18 protein-coding genes, 1 tRNA gene and 1 other RNA gene are annotated in these 22,249 nt (G+C 59.5%); 14 read left to right on the top strand and 6 right to left on the bottom strand.

Annotation, left to right across the window (positions count from 1 at the left end; genetic code table 11):
* Positions 1 to 172: 172 nt before the first annotated feature.
* Positions 173 to 1,798 (bottom strand): AbgT family transporter, encoded by a 1,626-nt coding sequence (locus tag HMPREF2678_RS01095; RefSeq protein ID WP_192816041.1) that lies wholly within the window; start codon positions 1,796 to 1,798, stop codon positions 173 to 175.
* Positions 1,799 to 1,975: 177 nt separating this feature from the next.
* Here HMPREF2678_RS01095 and ftsE point away from each other — a divergent pair, with 177 nt between their 5' ends.
* The 5 genes from ftsE to ssrA all read left to right on the top strand — a co-directional run bounded on the left by ftsE (position 1,976) and on the right by ssrA (position 5,664).
* Positions 1,976 to 2,665, top strand: coding sequence for a cell division ATP-binding protein FtsE (gene ftsE, locus HMPREF2678_RS01090; RefSeq protein ID WP_034969749.1), 690 nt, complete (start codon positions 1,976 to 1,978; stop codon positions 2,663 to 2,665).
* A 39-nt stretch (positions 2,666 to 2,704) separates the two neighbouring features.
* Positions 2,705 to 3,607, top strand: a complete 903-nt coding sequence (ftsX, locus tag HMPREF2678_RS01085) for a permease-like cell division protein FtsX (RefSeq protein WP_034969601.1) — start codon at positions 2,705 to 2,707, stop codon at positions 3,605 to 3,607.
* A 53-nt stretch (positions 3,608 to 3,660) separates the two neighbouring features.
* Positions 3,661 to 4,224 carry an SsrA-binding protein SmpB gene (smpB, locus tag HMPREF2678_RS01080; protein WP_070550549.1) on the top strand — a complete coding sequence of 188 codons (564 nt, stop codon included), beginning with the start codon at positions 3,661 to 3,663 and terminating at the stop codon, positions 4,222 to 4,224.
* Between the two features lie 9 nt (positions 4,225 to 4,233).
* Complete coding sequence (locus HMPREF2678_RS01075; RefSeq protein WP_246817852.1) at positions 4,234 to 5,205, top strand: hypothetical protein; 972 nt, start codon at positions 4,234 to 4,236, stop codon at positions 5,203 to 5,205.
* Between the two features lie 76 nt (positions 5,206 to 5,281).
* Positions 5,282 to 5,664: a transfer-messenger RNA gene (ssrA, locus tag HMPREF2678_RS01070) on the top strand.
* 48 nt (positions 5,665 to 5,712) lie between these two features.
* Here ssrA and HMPREF2678_RS10150 read toward each other — a convergent pair.
* Positions 5,713 to 6,171: a hypothetical protein gene (locus HMPREF2678_RS10150; RefSeq protein ID WP_141746995.1), complete on the bottom strand. Its 459-nt coding sequence runs from the start codon at positions 6,169 to 6,171 to the stop codon at positions 5,713 to 5,715.
* Positions 6,172 to 7,027: 856 nt separating this feature from the next.
* Here HMPREF2678_RS10150 and HMPREF2678_RS01065 point away from each other — a divergent pair.
* Positions 7,028 to 9,724 carry a DEAD/DEAH box helicase family protein gene (locus tag HMPREF2678_RS01065; RefSeq protein ID WP_070550547.1) on the top strand — a complete coding sequence of 899 codons (2,697 nt, stop codon included), beginning with the start codon at positions 7,028 to 7,030 and terminating at the stop codon, positions 9,722 to 9,724.
* 50 nt (positions 9,725 to 9,774) lie between these two features.
* Entirely contained in the window at positions 9,775 to 11,130 is a 1,356-nt protein-coding gene (locus HMPREF2678_RS01060) for a Na+/H+ antiporter family protein (RefSeq protein WP_034975140.1), read from the top strand.
* 33 nt (positions 11,131 to 11,163) lie between these two features.
* Here HMPREF2678_RS01060 and HMPREF2678_RS01055 read toward each other — a convergent pair whose 3' ends face one another.
* The gene (locus HMPREF2678_RS01055; protein ID WP_237745505.1) at positions 11,164 to 12,732 is read right to left on the bottom strand and encodes a metallophosphoesterase; all 1,569 of its coding nucleotides are present in this window, start codon (positions 12,730 to 12,732) and stop codon (positions 11,164 to 11,166) included.
* 87 nt (positions 12,733 to 12,819) lie between these two features.
* Entirely contained in the window at positions 12,820 to 14,493 is a 1,674-nt protein-coding gene (locus HMPREF2678_RS01050) for an AMP-binding protein (RefSeq protein ID WP_043015018.1), read from the bottom strand.
* Between the two features lie 117 nt (positions 14,494 to 14,610).
* On the opposite strand from HMPREF2678_RS01050, the gene HMPREF2678_RS01045 reads away from it, so the two are divergent.
* On the top strand, positions 14,611 to 14,913 hold the full coding sequence (locus HMPREF2678_RS01045) for a hypothetical protein (RefSeq protein WP_043015017.1): 303 nt from the start codon (positions 14,611 to 14,613) through the stop codon (positions 14,911 to 14,913).
* A gap of 26 nt (positions 14,914 to 14,939) precedes the next feature.
* Here HMPREF2678_RS01045 and HMPREF2678_RS01040 read toward each other — a convergent pair whose 3' ends face one another.
* On the bottom strand, positions 14,940 to 16,385 hold the full coding sequence (locus HMPREF2678_RS01040) for an alanine/glycine:cation symporter family protein (protein ID WP_043015016.1): 1,446 nt from the start codon (positions 16,383 to 16,385) through the stop codon (positions 14,940 to 14,942).
* Positions 16,386 to 16,601: 216 nt separating this feature from the next.
* Between HMPREF2678_RS01040 and pgm the strand changes: the two genes are divergently transcribed.
* The 5 genes from pgm (at position 16,602) to HMPREF2678_RS01010 (ending at position 20,856) form a co-directional block, all read left to right on the top strand.
* Positions 16,602 to 18,257 carry a phosphoglucomutase (alpha-D-glucose-1,6-bisphosphate-dependent) gene (pgm, locus tag HMPREF2678_RS01035; RefSeq protein WP_070550546.1) on the top strand — a complete coding sequence of 552 codons (1,656 nt, stop codon included), beginning with the start codon at positions 16,602 to 16,604 and terminating at the stop codon, positions 18,255 to 18,257.
* Between the two features lie 180 nt (positions 18,258 to 18,437).
* The gene (locus HMPREF2678_RS01030) at positions 18,438 to 19,184 is read left to right on the top strand and encodes a DsbA family protein (RefSeq protein WP_034973419.1); all 747 of its coding nucleotides are present in this window, start codon (positions 18,438 to 18,440) and stop codon (positions 19,182 to 19,184) included.
* Positions 19,185 to 19,334: 150 nt separating this feature from the next.
* Positions 19,335 to 19,407 (top strand) — tRNA-Ala (locus tag HMPREF2678_RS01025).
* Between the two features lie 202 nt (positions 19,408 to 19,609).
* Complete coding sequence (locus tag HMPREF2678_RS01020; protein ID WP_035001626.1) at positions 19,610 to 19,846, top strand: type II toxin-antitoxin system RelB family antitoxin; 237 nt, start codon at positions 19,610 to 19,612, stop codon at positions 19,844 to 19,846.
* A gap of 440 nt (positions 19,847 to 20,286) precedes the next feature.
* Positions 20,287 to 20,856 carry a vitamin K epoxide reductase family protein gene (locus tag HMPREF2678_RS01010; protein ID WP_070550545.1) on the top strand — a complete coding sequence of 190 codons (570 nt, stop codon included), beginning with the start codon at positions 20,287 to 20,289 and terminating at the stop codon, positions 20,854 to 20,856.
* Here HMPREF2678_RS01010 and nadE read toward each other — a convergent pair.
* Complete coding sequence (gene nadE, locus HMPREF2678_RS01005) at positions 20,853 to 21,803, bottom strand: ammonia-dependent NAD(+) synthetase (RefSeq protein ID WP_083303384.1); 951 nt, start codon at positions 21,801 to 21,803, stop codon at positions 20,853 to 20,855. The two genes, HMPREF2678_RS01010 and nadE, sit on opposite strands and share 4 nt — an antisense overlap.
* A gap of 194 nt (positions 21,804 to 21,997) precedes the next feature.
* Between nadE and ykgO the strand changes: the two genes are divergently transcribed.
* Positions 21,998 to 22,120, top strand: coding sequence for a type B 50S ribosomal protein L36 (ykgO, locus tag HMPREF2678_RS01000; RefSeq protein ID WP_005511141.1), 123 nt, complete (start codon positions 21,998 to 22,000; stop codon positions 22,118 to 22,120).
* Positions 22,121 to 22,249 lie beyond the last annotated feature (129 nt).

The raw sequence follows: 22,249 nt of genomic DNA, 5'->3' as shown, positions 1-22,249 counted from the left end.
GCCGACCTCAATTCTTCATTGGTTGGCCAAGGCGCACTGTTAGCCCCTGACCAAGCGATGTGTAGGGTTTGTTCCCCACCCTAACGATCCGACTTCGTTAGGGCTACCGTGGGGGCTTGTTGTTTGAATCGAGGGTGGTGGCGGGCGGTTTAGGCTGCTTGTGGTGTTGTCCTTACTGCGCTGCCGGGTAGTCCATTGGGGTGCCGGGGCCCAGTGGCAATCCGACCATCCACCAGAGCGCGAAGAACAGGAACCAGCCGACCAGCATGGCGATGGAGTAGGGCAGCGCCAGTGACATCAAGGTACCGATGCCCGCCTTCTTGTAGTAGCGCTGCAGGAACGTCAGAGCCAGGGCGAAGTACGGGCTCATCGGGGTGATGATGTTCGACGGGGAATCGCCGATGCGGAATAGCATCTGGGTGACCTCGGGGGAGTAGCCGACGTACATGAACATCGGCACGACGATGGGCGCCATCAGCGCCCACTGGGCGGAACCAGAGGTAATGAAGAGGTTCACCAGCGCTACCAAGATCACAAAGGCTCCGAAGAGCAACAGTGGCGGCAGATCCGCCTTCTGTAGCAGCTCCGCGCCCTTAATGGCGGTCCAATCGCCCAGGTTGGATGCCTTGAACCAGGCCAGGAACTGGGAGACGGCGAAAAACAGCACCATCATCGGCAGCAGGGTCTTCAAACCGCGCGCCATGAAATCCGGAACGTCGCTGGCCTTTGTGATGGACTTAATACCCAGCCCGTAAACCAGGCCGAGGATCAGGAAGGCAGCGCCGATGGGCACAGCCACTGCGGTGATCAGAGGGCTGGACATCACCTCGCCGTTTTCGCCTTGAAGCGGTGATCCCGGAACGAACAGCAGTGCAAAGTAGATGGCCGTCATGATTATGGCGACGATAGCGGTAGTCCCTAGTGCGCGTGCCTCGTCGGGCTCGAGCCTCAATGCGGCGGTGATCTTTTCCTGCGGTACGTCCCCAGCGAGTGCGTCATCGCCGTCGCGGCCGGTATTGAAGGTGACCTCCGAGTAGTCGATTTCGTCGTGGTCCACCAGCTCCTGGGTACGTTTGTTCATGTACAGCTCCGTCAGTGCCGTGATGATCAGCGCCAACATGACCGCGCTGACGGCTACGAAGAAGTAGTTGGCTAGCGGCGAGACGTGGTATTTGTCATCCACGATGTGGGCCGCCGAGGTGGAGATTCCACCCAACAGCACGTCGGTGATGTTCAGGACCAGCGAGGAGTTAAACCCGGCCGAGGATGCGGCAAAGGCCACCATCGCGCCAACGATCGGGGATCGCCCCACTGCGCGGAAGGCAACGGCGCCCAGCGGAATGAGGATCACGTACACCGCGTCCGAGGCTACGGAGCCCGTCACACCTGCCAGAGCCACTACGAAGGTCAGAAGTTTCGGTCCGACTCTAGAGACGGTTGCGCGTACCACCGCGCTGATTAGGCCAGAATGCTCGGCCACGGCCACGCCCAGCATGACCGTAATAATCAGGCCCAGCGGTGGGAAGGTGACGTAGTTGTCCACCACGCCGGAAAGTATCTCCTTGAGCCCATCAGAACTCAGCAGGTTGACGATCTCTACCTTCTTGCCGCTTTCTGGGTTCGTGGCGCTCAGGCCAAGCTTGTTGAAGATGAAGCTGGAGACGAGCACTAGCCCGCCGAGGATGACGAACAGCCAGAACGGGTCGGGGAGTTTGTTGCCGACTTTCTCGATGAATCCGAGGAAGCCCCCGGGCTGATTGCTCTTTGTAGTTTCTTCTTTTGTCTGCGTATCGCTCAAGGGTTCTTCTCTCTTGTTGACGCCAAACGCCTCAATCGGGTTGGGTTGCGACTTTACATTCTGGGGTGCCGCGGGACAGCAGAAGCCCAGAATCAACGGAGCCGTACGAAGCCTCAGGAGTAACAGCAGTCACTTTGGACTATCTTTGTATCATTAGTTTCGCTACACTGTGTGCTCGTGATCACCTTCGAAAACGTAACCAAAAGCTATATGTCGTCCGGGCGCCCCGCCCTGGATAACGTCACCCTGGAAATCGAAAAAGGCGAATTCGTATTCCTGATTGGCCCTTCCGGCTCTGGTAAGTCGACGTTCCTGCAGCTCATCCTCCGCGAAGAAAAGCTGGATTCCGGCGATCTGCATGTTGCTGGCTACCACGTGAACAAGATCAAGAACCGGGACGTGCCCAAGTTGCGCCAGCGCATCGGCTACGTATTCCAGGACTTCCGTCTGCTGCCGAAGAAGACCGTCTTCGACAATGTTGCCTTCGCCCTCGAAGTGATCGGCAAGAAGCGCTCGGATATTCAGCACCTGGTGCCTGCCGCGCTGAAGACCGTTGGCTTGGACGGAAAGGAAAACCGCTTCCCACACGAACTGTCGGGTGGCGAACAACAGCGCGTGGCGATCGCGCGGGCGTCCGTAAATAAACCCCTTGTTCTGCTGGCGGACGAGCCGACAGGCAACCTGGACCCCGATACCTCGTCCGAGATCATGATGCTGCTTAACCGCATCAACCAGAACGGTACGACCGTCGTCATGTCCACGCACGACGATGTCGCGGTGGATTCCATGCGCAAGCGCGTGATCGAGCTATCGAAGGGCAAGCTCGTGCGCGACGACGAATACGGAATGTACGGCGTGGGCCGCTAGCACCGGCCTGCAAGCTAAGAGGTTAAAAGGGAAACAATTATGAAGACCAACTTTGTGCTCCGTGAGGCGTTTTCGGGCCTGCGCCGCAACATGACCATGACGATCGCGATGATCATCACCACCTCCATTGCCCTGGCCTTGCTGGCAACCGGCTTTCTGCTGAGCGCGATGACGGAGCGGACGAAGGACATTTACTTCGACCGCATTGAGGTGATGGTGCAGCTGAACGATGAGATCTCTGCTACCGACCCGACGTGCTCCTCTCCCGAATGCTCGGGCATTAAGCAGCAGCTAGAGGGCGACGAAGCGGTGAAGTCCGTGACCTTCCGCAACAAGGAGCAGTCCTACGAGCGCTTTGCGGAGCTCTTCGGGGAGTCCGACCCGCAGCTGGTGGAGCAGACGGAAAAGGATGCGCTGCCGGCTGCCTTCCACATCCGCCTTGCCGACCCAGAGAACACCGCGCCGATCGACGCACTGCGCGACAACCCGGCCGTGGCTAGTGTGCTGGACCAGGGCGATGACCTGCAGGCAGCGATGCGGAACCTGGATGCGATCCGCAACGCCTCGTTTATCGTTGCTGCGGTGCAGGCCATTGCGGCTATCTTCCTGATTATGAACATGGTGCAGATCACCGCGTACTCGCGCCGCAGCGAGATCAGCATTATGCGCATGGTCGGCGCCTCGCGCTGGTACACCCAGGCCCCGTTTGTGCTGGAGGCCATGGTGGCCGCTCTGGTTGGTGCCGTCCTTGCGGTTGGTGGCATGTTCGCAGCAAAGGTGCTGGTGGTTGATCGTGCCCTGAAGGCCGTATACGACCAGCAGTTGGTGGGTCGCGTGACAAACAGCGATTTGTGGCTGGCCGCGCCGTTCGTTGTGCTGGTCGGCATGGCAGTTGCAGCGGTGACCGCGCAGGTGACATTGCGCTGGTACGTGAAGAACTAGCGCTCGTAAGCATTTTCGCTCGGGAGAGCGCTCGGTGGTAGTGTGTGGCTGTCATGGCAGCAAAAAAGAGCACTCCCACCGATTCGGGGAAATCGAAGGGGAAAAAGGGTAAGCCCCAGAAAGGGCAAAAAGGTACAGGTCAGAAGGGGACTGGCCAGATCGTCGTTGCCACCAACCGCAAGGCACGCCACGATTACCACATCATCGATACCTACGAGTGTGGCGTCGTGCTGGTGGGCACTGAAGTAAAGGCTCTGCGGGAGGGTAAGGCTTCTCTTGTGGACGCCTACGCCACCATTGATGAAGGTGAAGTCTGGCTCCGCGGTCTCCATATCCCGGAGTATTCCATGGGACATTGGACAAACCACAGTCCTCGACGTACGCGGAAGCTGCTGCTGCACCGCAGGGAAATCGACTCTTTGATGGGTAAGGTTCGTGACGGTAACAACACCTTGGTTCCGCTGCAGTTGTATTTTGTCTCTGGCAAGTTGAAGGTGGAGCTGGCACTGGCTCGCGGTAAGCAGGAGTATGACAAGCGCCAAGACATCAAGCGACGCACCGAGGAGCGCGAGATAACGCGCGAGATGGGGCGCCGAATCAAGGGGATTAAGGGCTAGGCAGTGCACGTGGAACGTTGGTCTCTTCAACACCCGGAGTTCGGGCTGCTCGAAGTAATTGTTGGGGAACCACCGGCCTTGCGTCGCATCGATCCTGACTTTCCTAAAAGCAAGAAAGAAAAATCCGCGGAAGAAACGGCGGAAAAGACAGCGGACGATGAAGTCGTGGAGGTGGACGAGGGGGCGTCCACAAGTAAAGACAGCGACCAGAGCAGCAATAAACTGGTGCAGAAATTCGCCAAGCTGGAAGAAGACCTAGATAAGAATCTAGAACTGCTGGTGCGCCGTGATGGGGTGACGATCGGACGCTTTAAGAACCTGGCTAACCAGAAACTTGACCTGGGAAAGACCGACACGACCTTAGAACCCGGGGAATACGGCGGGGAGGTGACGCTTGCGGCGCCGTACCTGGGGTGGACCTCGAATTTTCTAGATATTTGGATGCTCGAGGTAAAGGTCAAGGATGAAGAAGGGGTAGTGCACCTCGACCCGCCAGAGGGGTCGCGGGCGGCGCAGCGTTGGGCAGCGATGGAGGAATCACCGTTCAAACGCTGGTTCTATCCGCTGATTACTGGCCTAGGGAAGGGTAGCTGGGCGCTGGCCGTCATCGTGCTAGGCCCTCTGGCTTCCAAGCTGATTGCATGGTTACTTAGCTTTCTACCCGACTGGGATATCAATATTCCCTGGCCGGACATCAACCTGCCATCGATCCCGTGGCCGGACATTAATCTTCCTTCCATTCCCTGGCCGGATTGGCATTTACCGGACTGGCACCTACCCGAATGGATGGAGCCGATTCTGCGCGTGATCGGATTTATGGCCGATTACAGCAAGGTATGGGTACCGATCGTCATCGGCATCGCAGTGGGACTCATGGCAGTGAAGAACAATAGGAAGTCCAAGGAGCGTAAGGCGAAGTGGGACGAGACTGGGCTCGACTCCGCGCAGGACGCTGATCCGGAAAACGAGGCTGAAAAGTAGGGTTCTTGAACTGCCGCGGTGCAGGGGTGTAAGGTTAAATTTCCTGTTGTACAAGCGTTTCCGCAGCAGGGATCATGGGGTCGACTTGGTTTCGACTTTGTGCATTGAGCCAGGGGAAGCGTGCCGGTGAAGGCAGACGACCACCGATTTTAAGCGTCGCTGCGAATTTATAAGCGCCGAGAACACTCAGCGCGACTACGCCCTCGCTGCCTAATTACAGCGACCGCGTGTCTGTCAGCCCGGGGATGTCCCTGACCCGGTAGCTGGCATCGACTAAAGGGACTTGCCGCACGGCTTTGTTGCTTGGGCCGTGCGGGACACCTTTCGAGCAACTGGGCCCATCATCCAGGCTGGTTCGCGAGTGCTGGAGGGTCGAGCAGAGGTCATGAGCGAACTGCGCACGGAGAAGCCCTGGCGAGGTCGCAAAGGACCCGGGTTCAATTCCCGGCGGCTCCACAGAACGCATTTCCCCAGTTCAGAAATGAGCTGGGGTTTTGCCGTGCTCGATTAACAAGCTGGAATTGGAATGCCATCCGCTTTCAGATATTTAGGGAGAAAGCCATAATGTGCTTCCCAAACATGGTGCTGGTTTAGTTTATTATGCAGGGGGTTACCAGTTTCGACCCTCCGATCTAGGGCAACCGCGCATCGTTCAGCGGCTAGCTTAGAAGTGAACGCCCCCACTAGTTCTGGGTCAAAATCGTCTGCTCTTCTTTCTTCCTCCTGGGCAGGTCCAGATCGGAAAACCAGAAAGATTACATCGGAAGGGAGTTTTCTGAGTAGGGTCCTATACCAGTCTTTAATGGTTACTTCTTCAATCCAGCAGCTGTACATTTTTGATTCTACATATTCGGCCATTGCGTCTGCTTGTTTTCGATTACGTGCGACACCGACGAAGTCTTCTTGAAGAGTTTCTTTTTGGTGAGAGAAGAGTGCGAGCACGCTCGGGTATGCAGCTTTAAGCATGGGGCCTCCTCAGGCTCTACAGGAGGTGCGAAATGTATCAGTATTAATGACGGCATGATAGGTTACCCCGTTGGCGACTACTGTGCCTACCGTATTGCCGATGAAAGAAGTGTTGACTAGACCTTTACATTGGAATTCAATATTTTTTTGTTCTAGTCGCGCTGCGCCTCTGTTTGTCGAACGGGTGGGGACTCCGTGCTTAAGGCTAGCGTCTTTCCACCACAAATAATATTTATACTTTAGTCTACTTTCGTGCCGAATGGATTGAACCTTTTGGTTGCAGATGGTAACTGGTTTAAATCCAATTACTCGAGCATCCCCGTTGTTGGTCCTTGTTCTCACGTGTATATTTCTCGGAATTAGTGTACAAGGGCCAAATCTTTGAGAAAGGGCGTAAGGTTGTGTGATTTTATCCTTCTGGTTTATTATTCTTATTGCTTCGGAGGGGGTATCTGACTGAATGTACTCTATCGATTTTTCTAGTTCAGGAAGAGGGGGCTTGTTTTCAGATGTTATTGGAGTCGGAGGGCTGGGTATCGGACCGCTGCCCATTGCTATCGATATGACGCTCACGATGGATAAGAATGGGTGAAAGTGTGACATATTATCCCTTGTAGTCTGTTTTGTGTGGAATGTACTGGAGTCGGCTTTGATTGGGTGCCAAGTTTGCTTGTCTCGGTGAATAGAGCTTCAACGCTCGAGGTGAAAGACGCTGTCCATAGTATATTGCGCTTCTGAAGAGCTTGAAGGTTTTAGTGGGCAGTGTCTGGAAGAGGAGAGGTAGGAACGCATTTAGGCGAAGGTTTTCGCTGACTACAAGGAGGGCATGTGTGCCTGATCGGTTAGACTTGCCCGCATGGTAGCGCCCGAGACACAACCGCAACCCAGCTGGCGCTTTGCCGGGACCTTCCGGCCGTATCAACAGCGTATCCTCGAACGCTTCGATGACCTGAAGCAGGATCACCGCATCCACGTCGTTGCCGCGCCTGGATCCGGCAAGACGATTCTCGGCCTGGAACTTATCTGCCGCCTCGGCAAACCAGCCCTGATCCTGGCTCCCACCATCACTATCCGCGACCAGTGGATCGATCGTTTTGCAGCGCACTTCCAACACAACGGCGCATCGAACCCGCGGGAGTGGTGTTCCACCTCGCTACACAACCCGGCCTTCCTGACGGTCATCACCTACCAGGCGCTGTACTCCGCATACACCCAGGCGCTCGACGAGGAAACGGGGGAGGACTTCGCGGACCTCGACATCCTGGACGCAGTCCGCGACATCGGAACGGTGTGCCTCGACGAAGCACACCACCTGCGCTCCCAGTGGCACCGCGCCCTGACAGCCTTCATGGAACAGCTGGGCCGCCGAAAAGCAGTGCCCAACACCATCGCGCTCACGGCTACCCCGCCGTACGATTCCACCCCCAGCGAATGGCAACGCTATGAACAGCTGTGCGGCCCTATCGACGAGGAAATCTTCGCCCCCGAACTCGTGGCCGCCGGTAACCTGTGCCCGCATCAGGACTACGTCTACGTTACGAAGCCCAGCCAGGCAGAAGAGCAGGAAATCGCCGAGCTGCGTCGGCGTGGAAACGAAGTGTTAGTAGACCTGCAACGGCAGGGGATTTTGGCGCAACTGGCGGAGGATCTCGGCCAACTCACGGACGAACAGTTGCAGGTGGCCCTCGACGACGAGGAGAATTTCTACGCCCTCAAAATCCTTCTTGCCGCTGCTGGGCATCCGATTGCGCCACATGTCCAGGCGATACTCAGCGAAAAGCGCCCGGAACTCGCCGGCGAGCTGGGGCTGCAGTTCGTCATCGATCACCCCGACTTCTTCCGCGCCAGCTCTTCAGTGGCCTCCGCTCTGCGGGCCAACAATCTGCTGAACAAGGGGAAGATTTCCGTCACCGGGGAGACGAGGGTCAACAGCATCCTCACCCATTCCGCGGGCAAAATCCGCGCCGTTAGTGACATTGCCGAAGAAGAAGTCTCCGCGATGTCCGACAACCTGCGCCTGGTGATCCTCGCGGATTACGTCCAACGGGATTACCTGTCCAGCGTGGGCAGCGACGATGCCCTGGTCCACGTGGGCGTCATCCCCATCTTCGAAGCACTGCGACGGCGCGTAGGAGGTACCGCAAGGATCGCCGCCATCAGTGGTTCGGTGATCGTCATCCCGCGGGCGGCGCTGGACGAGGTGAAGCGCTTCGCGGTGGACCTCGATGGGGAAGTCACCGCCACCAAGAACCTCAACGACGAGTATGTGGAGGTGCGCTTTTCCGGCGGCACGCGGGTATCCGTTCCCGCCATTACCCGCGCCTTCCAGGAAGGACTGTTCACGATCCTGGTGGGCACCGCCGCCCTGCTGGGGGAGGGGTGGGATTCACCCTGCGCCAATGCGCTCATCATCGCCAGCTCCGTGCGGGCGTTTATGCTGACCAACCAGATGCGCGGCCGGGTGATCCGGGTGGATCCCGCCGTTCCAGATAAGACCGCGAACATTTGGCATATCGCAACGTGCGAACCGAGCCAAGGTGCCGGGCGCGGGGCATGGCTCGACCAGGCGGTACAGAGCGGGGCGCAGGCGCTGAACGTCGGTGCGGGGGAGTCGCTCGAAGTCCTGGGGTCGCACGACGTGCGCTCGCTGCAGAAGCGCTTCGAGGCCTTCGTAGCGCCGCGCGCCGATACGCCGGTGATCGAGAACGGTTTCGACCGCTGCTTCGCCGAGCCACCTCTGCGCGCCTACCGCAGCATCGATGCCGCCAACGAACAGATGCTGGCTCGGGCCTCTCGGCGGGACCTCATGCGCAACCAGTGGCTAGAGGCATTGGACATGGGGAATGTGCCGGATGGACAGCCCTACGAGATGCAGTTCCACATCGATGTTGAAAAGCCCGCATCGGCCGGGGTGGTGCCTTTCCTGGACGTTATCCTGGGCTACATTTTCTTCCTCGTGGTCATGTTCGGCCTGGCAGTGGGGCGCGTTCTTCCGCACCTCCCGGTCGGGGGCCAATGGCTGGCGTTCGGGGTGCTTGCGCTGCTCGGTGGTGCTGCGGCGCTAATGCGCACGCGGAAAGTCCAACAACTGACGGATACCAGCAAGCGCCTGAAGGCCGAGGCCACGGCGTTGGCGCGCACTCTGAGTGCCCTCGGAATGGTCGAAACCCGCAACCTCATGGCCATTGTCGACGAAGGGGCTGTCGGGGCGAATGTGCGCCTGTCCGGCGGGACCTTCGCCGAAAGGAAGCTTTTTGCGGACGCCATGTCTCAGCTGTCTGGGGAAGTCCGTAACGCGCGCTATCTGATTACGCCCGCGCATCACCTCCACATCCGCGGAATCTTCTGCGCCCAGTCTGTGCCTGATGTTATCGGCACGCGCCGGGAGAACGTGGATGAATTCGTGGGGCAGTTAGAGCGCGTGGGGCTGCCGATGCGCGCGGTATTCACCCGCAATTCGGAAGGGCGGGAGTTCTTGCTGCAGGCGCGAAAGCTCAGCGGTGCCAATATTGCAGCCCGCCTGACGAAACAGACACGGCGCTACGGACGGTAGCTACCGTTGGAATTTCCTATTGTCTGGCCCCTCACACTACTCTAAGGTGCATGAACGCAGTCCTCGTTGCCGTCGTCGTCATGCTGGCCCTCGCCCTGCTTCGGGTGCATGTGGTGTTGGCGCTGTTCATCGGAGCCCTTATCGGTGGTCTCCTTAGCGGCCTTGGCCTCGATGCCACGATGGTGGCATTCCAAGAAGGCCTTTCCGGCGGCGCACAAATTGCACTGAGCTATGCCCTCCTTGGCGCCTTCGCGATGGCCGTAGCCAGTGCGGGACTGCCCAAGCTTTTGGCAGATTCGATCTTGGGGCGACTGGGCGTCACAAACGAAGAAACAAAGAGTCGCGCCGTCGCCGCAACGAAATGGCTGATGCTGGCGGGCATCCTCGCAATGGCCGTGATGAGCCAGAACCTCATCCCCGTGCACATCGCGTTCATTCCGCTGATCATTCCGCCGCTGTTGAGCGTCTTTAATAAGCTGCAGCTGGACCGCCGCCTGGTCACCTGTATCCTGACGTTCGGCCTGATCACCACGTACATGTGGATTCCGCTGGGCTTCGGTTCGATCTTCCTGAACGACATTCTGATGGCTAACATCTCCAAAGCGGGTATGAACACTGACGGCATCAACGTGATGTCGGCAATGGGAATCCCGGCGCTGGGCATGCTCTGTGGCCTGTTGGTGGCGGTGTTTATTACGTACCGCAAGCCACGCACGTACGAGGATCGCCCGATCACGGATGCCGGGACCACATCGGACGAGGAGATCTCCCGCTACAAGATCTTCGTTTCCATCATCGCGATTATCGCGACCTTCGCTGTGCAGGTAGTTATGCAGTCCATGGATATGGAGGCCAATTCGCTTCTGATCGGCGCCCTGGTTGGCTTGACGATCTTCATGGGTACCGGCGCAGTTGATTGGAAGAAGGCAGACGATGTCTTCACCGCTGGCATGCGCATGATGGCCTTGATCGGCTTCATTATGATCACCGCGCAGGGCTTCGCCGAAGTCATGAAGGCTACCGGCGAGGTCGAAAGCCTGGTCAACACATCCGCCGATCTGTTCGCGGGCAACAAGGCCGCCGCGGCGCTGGTGATGTTGTTGGTCGGCCTGGTGGTCACCATGGGCATCGGCTCGAGCTTCTCCACCCTGCCGATTGTCGCAACGATCTACGTGCCACTGTGTGCCTCTATGGGCTTCTCGCCGCTGGCGACCGTGGCGATTGTGGGTACTGCGGGTGCTCTTGGTGACGCCGGCTCCCCGGCCTCCGACTCGACCCTTGGCCCCACGTCGGGTCTGAACGCGGATGGCCAGCACGACCACATCCGGGATTCCGTGATCCCGACGTTCCTGCACTTCAATATTCCGCTGCTGATCGCCGGCTGGGTCGCGGCGATGGTTCTATAGCGAAGCCGCGCGCTCCAGCCGCGCTGGGGCGCCTTAGTAGCGCACCACCAGGTTGCGCGCGTCCGTCGGCCCCAGCAGGATCTCCGGCGCCAGACCGAAGTTGGTCCAGCGGGTACGGCTGGCCCAGTCCAGAGCCTCCTCACCCATGTTGTGACGGAAGTTCACGGCAATGCCGTCGGAGTAAAAACGCAGCTGCGTGGCGCCGGTGGGCCAGTTCTTCGCCGCCGGAGTCTCCAGGAAAACCGCGTGAGTATCCAAGTCCGGCTTATCGCGGTGGGCACGGTGGGTGTGGCCCGCCAGCACCAGCTTCACGCCCGGGGCTGCTTGGATCATCTTCTGCAGTCGGATCAAATCCGGGTCGCGCAGGATGAAAGCAGGTCCGGCGGCGTTCGACCAGCCGGCTTCGCGCGTCATGGGGTGGTGCAGCATCAGAACGGTCGGTTTGTTTGGATCGCGGCGCAGGAAGCCCTCGATCTGACGGAACTGCTGTGGCTCGATCCGCCCGCCGGACTTATCCAGCTCCGTGGAATCGATGCCGATCACGCGCACGCCCGCGGGCTCCAGATCCATCATCCAGGCCTGCTGCCGGGGTTCGAAGACATCGCCGAAGGGATCGAAGTGCTCCTTGCCATAAGGAGTAGCAGTCTCGTATCCAGAGGAACCGTCCGCCTTGTGCGGGCGGTCGTGGTTGCCACGGGTCACGCGCCATGTGCCGGAGAACTTGTCCAGCATCTCCTTCGCACGACGGACCTCGGCCGGGCGGGCTTCGCTGGTCACATCGCCGTTGACAAACAGGTGCGTGGCTCCGTAAGCCTCGGCGGTCTGAATCACTGCGTCTAGGCACACCTCCGGGTAGGGCGCGGACTGTGGGTTCGGAACAGCAGGTGGCGGGAACCCGTCGAACCATAGCCCGTCCTGTGCCTCGCCCATGTGCACGTCGTTTGCCACAATGACGGTCTGCAGCAGGTCACCGGAAAGACGTGGCAGGGTGGTGAACTCCCGCTTGTTCTCCTGGAAGTAATTGTGCGTCGCGTTGGCTTCGACACCGTGGGAGGAAGCGCTGAAACGATACGTCGTCTCGGGCTGCAGTCCTTCGACCGTCATGATGTGGAAGAAGGCGTTCTTCTCCGAGCGCACGATCTTCGTATCCTGTGGGTTGTCCTCCGGCCATACGCGCAGCGTGCCTTCGGTCGGCATGCCCACGGGGCGTTCTGCGATGCTGACCTTCGCATCCCACGTCAGCCAGCTGATCGTCACCGAATCCTCCGTGACAGTCACGACCTGCAGGTCGCCGGCCAGGAACTTGCCCTTCGGGCCGGAGCCCTTGCGGCCCATCACCCAACCGGTCTCGGAGCTACCGATGTTGCTTGGGGTGTAGCTGGCCGAGCTGGCCATATTCTGCGTACTCGCCGAACCCAGCGCCGAGCTACCGGTCAGCCCGCTGCCCGCGAGGTCGCTACCGGCCAGGCCGGAACTGCCCGCACCCGTGCCTGGAGCAGCACCCGCATTGGCAAGCGGCCCCACCACGAAGGCTGCGGAACCGGCGCTGAAGCCTAGTGCTTTGAAGAATCGGCGTCGAGAAAAAATACCTTTACTGCCCATGAGCGCACAGGGTAAAGGGCGTGCGTGACGAACAGCCGGCCTCGAGGCAGCGGGCAGGGAAAGGTCGGGCGAATACTGGGTTAACGGCTAATTAATCTTCTGCTCGTGACCCGCCCAGGCCTCTTCGCGCAGCTCGTTCTTGCGGACCTTGCCTGTGGAGGTACGGGGGAGTTCGTCCAGAATCCGCACGTCGCGGGGAACCTTGTAACCGGCGATGTGGGCGCGGCAGTGGGCGATCACGGCCTCTTGCACGGCGGACTGATCAGCGTCGCGGGCCTCCGGGCGCAGAACCACGTAGGCGCGTGGGCGTTCGCCCCACTTCTCGTCCGGCACGCCGATCACCGCGCAGTCGGAGACGTCAGGGTAGCTGATCACGGCCTGCTCGACCTCGATCGTAGAGATGTTCTCGCCGCCGGAAACCACCACGTCCTTCGCGCGATCCATCAGCTGGATATAACCGTTGGGGTGCATCACGCCCAGGTCGCCAGTGTGGAACCAGCCGCCGCGGAAGGCGTGCGCGGTGGCCTCTTCGTCGTTGAAGTAACCGGCCATAATGCCGTTGCCGGTCAGGATGATCTCGCCCAACGTTGCGCCGTCGGCGGGCACGTCGACCAGCGCCTCGTCCTGGCTTTCAGTTGGCTGGATTACGCGCACGTCCTCGTTGGTGATAGAGGCCACACCCTGGCGCGCCTTTAGCACCGCGCGACGGCGAACCGTCATGTCCTCCCATTCGGGCTGCGCTTCGCAGACAGTGAAAGGCCCATAGCTTTCGGTCAGGCCGTACACGTGGGTGACCTCCACTCCGATGTTCTCGCAGCGGGTGATGGTCGTCGGGCTCGGCGGTGCGCCTGCGGTGGCTACTCGGAGGTTCGTCACGCGCCGCTTGTTTTCGTCGTCGACCAGGGTGTTCAGTACAGCCGGTGCGCCGCAGAGGGCGGTCACGCCCTCGGCGCGGATCAGTTCCCACATCTCCGGGCCACGCACCGCGCGCAGTGCCACCTGGGTTGCGCTGACGGCCATTGCTGCCCAGCCGGTGCACCACCCGGAGCAGTGGAACATCGGCAGCGTCCATAGGTACACCGTGTCGTGGTTGAAGTGCTGCGTGTGCGCTTGCCCCAGCGCGTTCAGGTACGCGCCGCGGTGCGTGTAGATCACACCCTTGGGCTTGCCCGTCGTGCCGGAGGTGTAGTTAATCGCGATCGTCTCGTTCTCATCGCGCACGCGGTAGGGCAGTGGCTCTTCGTCGCGGTGCCCTGCCAGGTAGGCGCTAAAGGTCTTTTCTAGTGACGCCCCCTGCGGGTCAGTATCTGCCCTTTCAACCTGGGGTTCTACGCCTTCCTTGTCGGCGATGTACACGGCCCGGCGCAGGTCGCGCTCGCCACTATCGAGGATGGGGTCGATCAGTTCTTTTTCACCGATAAGCACGTCGATGGAAGCGTGGTCGAGGATGTGGTTGACCTCTGCTGGGGCTAGGCGGGTGTTGATCGGCACCGTGACCGCGCGTGCCAGTGGCACGGCGAACTGCGCTAGTAGCGCCTCGTAGCTATTGGAGGCGAGGATGCCCACCCGGTCGCCTTCAGCGACGTGGTCGGCGATCAGTGCGTGGGCGAAGGCTTGTGCATCGGCGTTGAATTCGGCAAAGGTGATGCGTCGCGGTCCGTCGACCGCGGCTACCTTGTTGGAGTGAACCTGTGCGGAGCGCTGGAGGAAGCGCAGGGGAGTAAGGGGAGCGTTCAGGCCGTGCTGTGAAGCGAAAGTCATGCCCGCGACTGTAATTCAGATCACTAAAACCTGTGTGGGATTTGAAGAATTTGAGCTTTGATACCGCGGGAAGGGATGAGGTATTCACGATCTGTTAAGGAAATTGTTGGTTCGCAAATGTCTCGTCGCGCTGGCGCTGCAGCGGTCGCGCCCGCACAGGAGAGCCCGGGCAGCAAGCTCACGCGAATCTCCGTTGATGGAAAGGATGTAGATCCCAAGCTGTTTTCCCCAGTCCGTTGCGAGCTGGATGAAGACGACGGCCGCAAGGTGCTGGAAGCTGACTTCGGTATCGACGACGACCACGCTGGTTCGGCCACGGTGAAGCGTAAGGGTGACGCTTATGTTGTCGAAGGAAACCCGGTGGAGGACGACTCGAACCGCACGATCGCCCTATCTGTGGAGTTCACCTGCGCCAACTAAAACGCTGGAGCTAGGGCGCCCCGCAACTAGAGTGCACTGCGCCACGGGTTCTTTGTATCGACGAGGAACTTCTCTACGTCCTCGGGGCGCGCCCGAAGGGTGGGGTCGAAGTTCAGGTATGCCTTGGTTTCCCGAGCGATCAGGCCAGACAGGATCAGCAGGCCAACCAGGTTCGGCAGGGCCATCAGTCCGTTGGCGATGTCTGCGAAGGTCCAGGCCAATCCGATCTCCGTCGTGGCGCCGACGAAAACCACGCAGGTGAACAGCATTCGGTAAGGCAGGGAGGCCCAGGGTCCGAAGGCACGTTCCGCGTTGCGCTCGCCGTAGTAAGACCAGCCCAGGATCGTGGAGAATGCGAAGAACACGATCGATAGGGAGACGATGGTGCCGCCCCACTCCGAGCCGATTCCCTTGCTAAAGGCCTGCGCCGTCATGTTTGCTGCATTGTCCTCGCCTGTGTCCCACACGCCCGTGGTGATGATCACCAGGCCAGTCATGGTCACCACAATGATCGTGTCGATAAAGGTCTGAGTCATGGAGACCAATCCCTGGCGTACAGGGTGGGTGGTCTTTGCCGCTGCTGCGGCAATTGCGGCCGAACCCATACCGGATTCGTTTGAGAAGATGCCGCGGGCCACACCCATCTGCATAGCCAGCATGATGCCGGACCCTAGGAATCCACCGGTGGCAGAGGTTCCCGTGAAGGCGTCACTAAAGATAAGGCCGAAAGACTCCGGGATCTCGCTAGCGTGCAACCCCAGCACGACGAAACCGCCGACGATATAGATAAGAATCATCAGCGGCACGAAGGCCGAAGTGACCTTGCCGATCGAGCCGATGCCACCCAGCAACACCGCGCCGACTAGCACGAACATCACCGCGCCGGTGACGGTGGGGCTGACGTTGAACGTGTCCTCTAGACCCGCGGCCACAGCGTTGCCCTGGGTGAGGTTTCCGATGCCGAACGAGGCGATGATGGCCGCGATGGTGAAGAACCACGCCAGGAACGTGCCCAGACCGCCCGGAATGCCCAGCGACAGGTAGCGCTGTGGGCCACCGGAAACCTGGCCTTTCGAATCGGCCACGCGGAAGCGAACGCCCAGGAAGGCCTCCGAATACTTCGAGGCCATACCCACCAAGCCGGTGACCCACATCCAAAACAGCGCGCCGGGACCACCGACGGAAATTGCAGTAGCCACACCCACAATATTGCCCACGCCGACGGTGGCAGCCAGAGCCGTAGTGAGCGCCTGGTACTGAGTGATGTCGCCTTCGCCGCCCTCGTCATCGCGGTCGATAAGTCCGTGCCGCAGTGCCACGAATAGCTTGCGGAACTGCACGCCGCCTAGGCGGAACGTCAGCCACAGGCCAGTGAGTAGCAACAGTGGGATAAGCAGCCACTGGCTCCAGACAAACTGGTCGATCTTATCCAGGTAGTTCTGGAGGGACTCGGCGAAGGAAACGTCTTGCATGAACTACAGAGGGTACGCCGGTGGTAGGGAGAGGTGAAATGTTTTCACAAAAATCTCAGCAAAATTGGCTACCGCGCAGCCGCGCGTTAAAGAGTCGTCAAGGGGGCGTTGAACGGGTGCAAGAGCGCTGAAAAAAGCCGCGGAATCGGGCACGATAAATGGTGAGCTGCAAGAAAATGCTTTCAGCCCTTTCAGGCACCGACCGAAGGAAAGAACATGCACCCACGCGCTGGCCAGCCCGCCACCCCCGACGACCTAACCGACATCCCCGCCCTGCTGGAGGCCTACTCCGCCAAGGTTCCCAACCTGGACGATCCGGGCCAGCGCGTAAGCTTCGGCACCTCCGGCCATCGTGGCAGTGCCTTCGACGGGGCTTTCAACGAAGCACATATTCTGGCCACCACTCAGGCCATCGTCGATTACCGCCGTGAACAGGGCATTAACGGCCCCCTGTTTATCGGCCGCGACCCGCACGCACTGTCCGAGCCCGCCGAGGCCACCGCGCTTGAGGTCCTGGCCGGCAACCGCGTGACCGTCAAGGTGGACCAGGAGCGTGGCTTCGTTCCCACCCCGTCCATCAGCTTCGCAATCCTGGAACACAACAAGCAGCTGCCCGGCGGACCAGAAGGTACTGACTCGGGCCGCGCCGACGGCATCGTCATCACCCCTTCCCACAACCCGCCACGCGACGGTGGCTTCAAGTACAACCCGCCGACCGGTGGCCCTGCGGATACCGACGCCACCAGTTGGATCGCCCGTCGCGCCAACGAGTACCTGGATGCGGATCTGGCTGGAGTGCAGCGTTCCACCTCGACCGAGTTGGTAGAAAACCACGACTTCCTGGGCAATTACGTCGCCGCTCTGCCGGAGGTTATCGACCTCGAGGCCATCCGCAGCGCGGGCGTGCGCATCGGCGCCGACCCGATGGGTGGTTCCTCCGTCGCCTACTGGGAGCGCATCGCCGACGTGCACGGCCTCGACCTCACCGTCGTCAATCCGACGATCGACCCCGCCTTTGGCTTCATGACCTTGGACTCCGACGGCAAGATCCGCATGGATTGTTCTTCGCCGTCCGCGATGGCCTCTCTGGTCGATGCGGTCGCCGGCGCCGGTGGGGCTTCGTACGACATAGCCACTGGTAATGACGCTGATTCCGACCGGCACGGAATCGTCACGCCAGATGCAGGCCTGATGAACCCGAACCACTACCTCGCCGTCGCTATTGAGTACCTCTTTAGCCACCGCGAGAACTGGCCGCAGGATGCTGCCGTGGGCAAGACCCTGGTGAGCTCCTCCATGATCGACCGCGTGGTGGCCCGCATGGGGCGCAATCTGATGGAGGTGCCGGTCGGGTTCAAGTGGTTCGTGCCGGGCCTGGTCAACGGATCCGTGGGTTTTGGTGGAGAAGAATCCGCAGGCGCTTCCTTCCTCCGTCGCAACGGGCAGGTTTGGTCGACCGATAAGGACGGCATTATCGCTGACCTGTTGGCGTCCGAAATAAGGGCAACGACCGGCAAGAGCCCATCCGAGCGTTACAAGGAGCTAGCCGAGGAGCTCGGAGCGCCGCAGTACAAGCGCATCGATGCGCCGGCGAACCGCGAACAGAAGGAACGGCTGAAGAAGCTCAGCGCCAGCGACGTGGAAGCCACCGAGCTGGCGGGGGAGAAGATCCAAACGATTCTGACCGAGGCGCCGGGCAATGGCGCGGCCATCGGCGGTGTGAAGGTGACCACCGATAACGCCTGGTTCGCCGCCCGCCCGAGTGGCACGGAGGACAAGTACAAGATCTATGCCGAGTCCTTCAACGGTGCCGAGCACCTGGACCAGGTGCTGGAAGAAGCACAGGTCGTTGTCGACGGGGTGCTGGGATAGTTCTCACTAGGCAGTGGCGGACAGGGGGGCTGGCGGCAGCCCTAGCCCTGCCGGAGCCCCTTGCTGCTGCCCTCGCTGCGCGTATACGGATTATTTCGGGGTCGATTCAGGGTTTTCCCAGACTACTGCGATAGTGTAACGCGCAGTAGACACGTCATCATCTGTTGAAAGGAAAGCTCAGTGAGCCAGAAAATTAAGTCCCCTAATGCTTCTAAAGGGGGCAACGGCTTCCTGTGGGGAATCATCGCGATCCTCGTTATCGCAGCCGTAGCCATTGGCTTTATCGTGTACAACAACCAGAAGCACAAGGTGGACAACATCACCCTGCCGGATGACAAGGTGAATGTGAAGATGACTGCTAAGGACAGCATCGTCACCCTGGAGCCGGAGAACGCTGGGAACGACGTTCCGACTGTTGAAGTTTTTGAGGACTTCAGCTGCCACTACTGTGCAGAGCTGGAAACCGCGTCCAGCGAAGACGTGAAGAAGGCGCTGGAAGACGGGAAGGTGAAGGTACAGTTCCGCTTCCTGAACTTCCTGGACCGTGGCGATGAAACCGGCCCCTCGACCCGTGGCGCCGCCGTGGCTTGGGAAATTGCCAAGACGGGTGACGTGGATGCCTTCTGGAACATCCACCGCTTGATGATGGAAGAGCAGTCCACCGTTACCCGTGATTGGGACTGGGATGACCTGGCCAACGCTGCGGAAAAGATGGGCGTAGATGATGGTGTGGTTGGCAAGATCCGCGACAAGTCCATTAAGGACGAAGGTGCGAAGATCTCCCGTGCAAACGACAAGGAAGTTGAGAAGCGAGAAGGAAATGTTTCCTCGCCGCTGCTTTACAAGAATGGTAAGAAATTTGATCCGCCAGTGAACGAGGAGCGGGAGATGCAATCCTGGGTTCCAGTAGCGCTGGAAGGTAAGTAGTTTCCCGCCGGGTGAGTAGCCACGGAGCATCAGAGCTGTGGCACCACCCAGGGGCACCTGGCGATTTGGAGAACTTAATTCCAGTGTTGTAGCTTTAGATCCGTTCGCTTCGCAGGGATTTCCTTGAAACGAAATCGCTTGGATAGCAACGGGGCTATGGCGCAGCTGGTAGCGCACCACACTGGCAGTGTGGGGGTCACGGGTTCGAATCCCGTTAGCTCCACAGAACATAGAGCCCTGGTCGGTAACGACCAGGGCTCTGTTATGTATGTGGGGCATTGTGAGAGTTAAAGTGCTCCTATAACTGACTGGGTGTATAAGCGCGAAGCCTGGACAGTTTGACCATCGGGGTAGTCTGGAGCGTGCCGGAGATTCCTAGGGTGTACGTCTAGATTTTCGAGTGGGGGAGCTGTATCAATATGGGTATGAACGGTGCACTGATTAATTTGCACATCGATGATGAGCAAAAGAGACGGCTGGATAGATTGTCCAAGCGAACGGGTCGGTCCAGTTCTTTCTATGTTCGTGAAGCATTGGGGGCACATCTCGCGGAGCTTGAGTACCTCTACACCTTGGAGGATGAAGCCGCTCAAATCCGCAGGGGGGAACTTGAGACCGTTTCGCTGACTGACTTGGAGGCCGAATGTGACCTGGGAGATTAGATTTTCTCCCCGTGCGGCCAAAGCATATAAGAAGTTAGATAAGCAGAATAGAAGTCGCGTCAGCCAGCTGTTGAGAGAAGTGTCGCGGCTTCCAAATCCTCGATCGCGTGGCAAAGCGCTTTCCGGGAACAGGATTGGTTTATGGCGATGGAGGGTGGGGACCTTCGGATTATTGCCGATATCGTAGACGAGAGCATTGTCGTTGTCGTCGTCGATCTAGGGCACCGGTCGAAAATCTATAAACGATAATCCGCTTGATTGGGGATCCCTGTCTGGGCAAGCACGACTGAAGCAAATCTACCGTGCTAGTCTAGTTTTATTGGAAACTGCCCAGTTCAGGAGCGTACAGCGAACCCAATGTAGGTCCACCGCATGTCGGAGAATTCTAGGTTTAGATAGTTCGGATCGTGAGGGCGTCAGAAAACAAAGAGAGCGAGCACATGAACGGTCTAGGGGCAACGAAGCGCTTCGGCTACACCTTCCTAGTGCTGTCTACGATCGGGCTGATTTTTTCCGCGCTGATCATGCACGACAAGCTGCAGATGGCGCTGAATCCCGACTTTAAGCCGGCCTGCACCTTCAACGAGGTGATCTCGTGTACGGACGTGATGGCCTCGGATCAGGCGTCCGCCTTTGGCTTCTCTAACCCGTTCATCGGGCTGATCGGCTTCCCGGTGATGATGACCCTCGCGGTGATGCTGATCGTGGGGGCCAAGCTGCCGCGTTGGATGTGGTACTGCATCCTGGCTGGGGTGGCATTGGGCGTGGTGTTCGTGCATTGGCTGGCCTATGCTGCGATCTACTCGATTGGCGCGCTGTGCCCTTACTGCATGGCCGTGTGGGCAGCGATCCTGCCGATGTTTGTGATGACGTTGGTGCACATCCAACGCGAGCAGCGGCGCGAGGCGGGGGAGGACGTGCCACACTCCGCACTGGGCATGCCGCTGGTGGTTGTTATCGCCTGGTACCTCGCATTTACCGCGCTGATCCTGGACCAGTTCGTGTTCTAGTCCCGCCACCACGCGTCGCGGGGTGTGACTGGCAGGTGTCGCTTGTGGCGCGAACGGAACCATAGCCCCTCGATGTGTTCCGCGACCTGCGGGTCGATGTCGGCCGCGCCGTTGGTGCTTTCCAGGTAGTCATCCAACTGCTCGTACGTTACGCCCAGTGCTTCTTCGTCGGGCAGGGCGGGGCGGTCTTCCTCCAGGTCCGCCATTGGCACCTTCTGCCACGTGCTGTCCGGGGCGCCGAGGTACTGCAGTAGTGCTGCACCCTGTCGCTTCGTCAGTCCCGCCAATGGAACCAGGTCCGCCGCACCGTCGCCGTGCTTGGTGTAGAAGCCAGTGATCGCCTCCGCCGCGTGGTCTGTTCCAACGACCAGCCCGCCGAGCTCGCCGGCCAGTGCGTATTGCGCGATCATGCGCTCGCGTGCCTTGATGTTGCCCTTATTGAAGTCGCTGACCTGTGTGATGCCTAGGGCTTCGCTGGTCGCGCGCGCTGACTCGTCGGTGGCTGCCTTGATATTTACTGTGACGCCCATACTCGGCGCAATAAACTCCAGCGCAACCTGTGCGTCGTTCTCGTCCGCTTGAATTCCGTAGGGCAGCCGCACGGCGCAGAAGCGGTAGGGCTGGGCCGGCTCTTCCTGCTGGGCTTGTGCATCCTCCTGGTTGAGGCGATCGACAGCCAGCTGGCACAGCCTTCCGGCGAGGGTGGAATCCTGCCCGCCGGAAATGCCCAGCACCAGCGTGCGTGTGTGGGTGGCTCGCAGGTAGTCGGCGATGAACTGTACGCGACGTTCTACCTCTTCGGCTGGGTCGATGGTGGGTTGCACTCCCAATTCGGCGATGATGCGCGCATGCAGCGGGCGGGCGCCAGGGTCACCGTGGATGTCGCGTGTGCCGGGGGTGCGGTCGGTGCTGGGTGGCTTGCCAGTGTGATCTGCAGAGGAGCTCATGCCTTGATGCTAGTCCGTACGGTGGAGGATATGGTGGAGTACGTGGTGCTGTGCCGAAGATGCTGCGTGCACTCATTTGGTTTTGAGGGGCCTGGTGGGTAAACTCTTCGTTTGTGTTTGTGCCGGGCGGCATGACCGGGCTTTGGCCTGGGCTGCCTGGCGATGTGAAAAGTCGATGAGGAAAGGAGCGCCCGATGAAGGTCCGTAAGTCCCTTCGGTCGCTGAAGAACAAGCCGGGCGCTCAGGTCGTTCGTCGCCGCGGTAAGGTCTACGTGATCAACAAGAAGGAACCCCGCTTCAAGGCTCGCCAGGGCTAAGAACCACAAGGTTCCACCTTCCCCCGCCGTCGCTTCGGTGCTTTGTCACCGCTGCGAGGCGGGGGATTTTTTGTCCCAAATCCCGGCTTTGAAATTAGGGTTAAGTAGCAAAAAGTGTGTCCGCTCGGC

Origin of the sequence: Corynebacterium sp. HMSC058E07, from assembly GCF_001809885.1 — a bacterium.
GTDB classification, from domain to species: Bacteria; Actinomycetota; Actinomycetes; order Mycobacteriales; family Mycobacteriaceae; genus Corynebacterium; species Corynebacterium macclintockiae.
This window is presented reverse-complemented; position numbering and strand designations above follow the sequence as displayed.

Bases quoted from the DNA above. Each gene is read 5' to 3' on its own strand.
- ftsX (WP_034969601.1), top strand. From the start codon at position 2,705: ATGAAGACCAACTTTGTGCTCCGTGAGGCGTTTTCGGGCCTGCGCCGC.
- smpB (WP_070550549.1), top strand. From the start codon at position 3,661: ATGGCAGCAAAAAAGAGCACTCCCACCGATTCGGGGAAATCGAAGGGG.
- HMPREF2678_RS10150 (WP_141746995.1), bottom strand. From the start codon at position 6,171: ATGCTTAAAGCTGCATACCCGAGCGTGCTCGCACTCTTCTCTCACCAA.
- HMPREF2678_RS01065 (WP_070550547.1), top strand. From the start codon at position 7,028: ATGGTAGCGCCCGAGACACAACCGCAACCCAGCTGGCGCTTTGCCGGG.
- HMPREF2678_RS01060 (WP_034975140.1), top strand. From the start codon at position 9,775: ATGAACGCAGTCCTCGTTGCCGTCGTCGTCATGCTGGCCCTCGCCCTG.
- HMPREF2678_RS01055 (WP_237745505.1), bottom strand. From the start codon at position 12,732: ATGGGCAGTAAAGGTATTTTTTCTCGACGCCGATTCTTCAAAGCACTA.
- HMPREF2678_RS01050 (WP_043015018.1), bottom strand. From the start codon at position 14,493: ATGACTTTCGCTTCACAGCACGGCCTGAACGCTCCCCTTACTCCCCTG.
- HMPREF2678_RS01045 (WP_043015017.1), top strand. From the start codon at position 14,611: ATGTCTCGTCGCGCTGGCGCTGCAGCGGTCGCGCCCGCACAGGAGAGC.
- HMPREF2678_RS01040 (WP_043015016.1), bottom strand. From the start codon at position 16,385: ATGCAAGACGTTTCCTTCGCCGAGTCCCTCCAGAACTACCTGGATAAG.
- pgm (WP_070550546.1), top strand. From the start codon at position 16,602: ATGCACCCACGCGCTGGCCAGCCCGCCACCCCCGACGACCTAACCGAC.
- HMPREF2678_RS01020 (WP_035001626.1), top strand. From the start codon at position 19,610: ATGAACGGTGCACTGATTAATTTGCACATCGATGATGAGCAAAAGAGA.
- HMPREF2678_RS01010 (WP_070550545.1), top strand. From the start codon at position 20,287: ATGAACGGTCTAGGGGCAACGAAGCGCTTCGGCTACACCTTCCTAGTG.
- nadE (WP_083303384.1), bottom strand. From the start codon at position 21,803: ATGAGCTCCTCTGCAGATCACACTGGCAAGCCACCCAGCACCGACCGC.
- ykgO (WP_005511141.1), top strand. From the start codon at position 21,998: ATGAAGGTCCGTAAGTCCCTTCGGTCGCTGAAGAACAAGCCGGGCGCT.